1 protein-coding gene and 1 pseudogene are annotated in these 920 nt (G+C 70.3%); one reads left to right on the top strand and one right to left on the bottom strand.

Going from position 1 to position 920, the window contains the following annotated elements; translation table 11 throughout:
* Positions 1-296: universal stress protein (locus QMK34_RS47565; protein WP_326421642.1), on the top strand; the 296-nt coding region annotated here is incomplete at its 5' end.
* Here the strand turns inward: QMK34_RS47565 and QMK34_RS47560 are convergent.
* Positions 286-920 (bottom strand): annotated as a pseudogene (locus QMK34_RS47560) (acetate kinase); the annotation flags it as partial. The gene QMK34_RS47565 and the pseudogene QMK34_RS47560 sit on opposite strands and share 11 nt — an antisense overlap.

Here is a 920-nt window from a genome sequence, read left to right as displayed (position 1 = left end):
ACGCCGACCCGGTGGCCATCGCGGCGGACGAACGGCGTGCTCTGGAAGAGCAGCTATCAGGCTGGCGGGACAAGTATCCCGACGTCGCCGCGAAGCACATCATCCGGCGTGGGCGGCCGGTGCGGACGTTGCTCGAACTCGGTGCGCACGCTCAGCTCCTCGTGGTCGGCAGCCGCGGTCTGGACGGTTTCCCCGGCATGCTGCTGGGCTCGACGAGCCAAGCGCTGATCGCGCATTCACCCTGCGCCGTGGCGGTCATCCGTGGCGAGCGGAGGGGCCTGTTGTTCAAACGGTGAGGTGCGGTGATCCGGCTCGCAGCACCTCGCGCGCTTGCCGATCCATCACGGCTGCTTCGTCGGCGGGCACTACCAGCGTCCGGGGGAGCCGCAAGCTGGTCAGCCGAGCAGAGATTTCGTGGCAGACAGTGGGGGCGTGCTCGCCGATGCCGCCGGTGAACACCAGCGTGTCCCAGCGAGGCAGTGTGGTGGCCGCCGCGGCGATCGCCATCGCGACGTCGCGGGTGAACACGCGCAACGCGAGGTCCGCGGCCGGGTCGTGTTCGCGGGCGGCGAGCAGATCACGGACGTCGTGCAGCCCGTGGGCGATCCCGGCCAGGCCGGAATCGTGGCTGAGCAGCGCGCGCACGGACGCGGTGGTGGCTCCCGGCTGATCGAGGAGGATGAGCGGGATTTCCGGGTCCAGGTCGCCACTGCGGGTGCCGGACAGGACCCCGCTCGCCGGTGTCAGCGACATGGTGGTGTGCACCGACTGTCCGTTGTGGACGGCGGTGACCGAGCAGCCGCTGCCCAGGTGCGCGACCACCGCGTCGCCGAGGTCGGGTACGGCGTCGACGATGGACTGCACCGAGAGCCCGTGAAAGCCGTAGCGGCGTAAGCCGAGTTGGTCGGCGAACGCGGGCA

It is taken from the genome of Amycolatopsis sp. H20-H5 (genome assembly GCF_035828755.1).
In the GTDB taxonomy this organism is placed as follows: Bacteria; Actinomycetota; Actinomycetes; order Mycobacteriales; family Pseudonocardiaceae; genus Amycolatopsis.
Note: the sequence above shows the minus strand (reverse complement) of the source record. Positions and strands in the feature narration are given on the sequence as shown.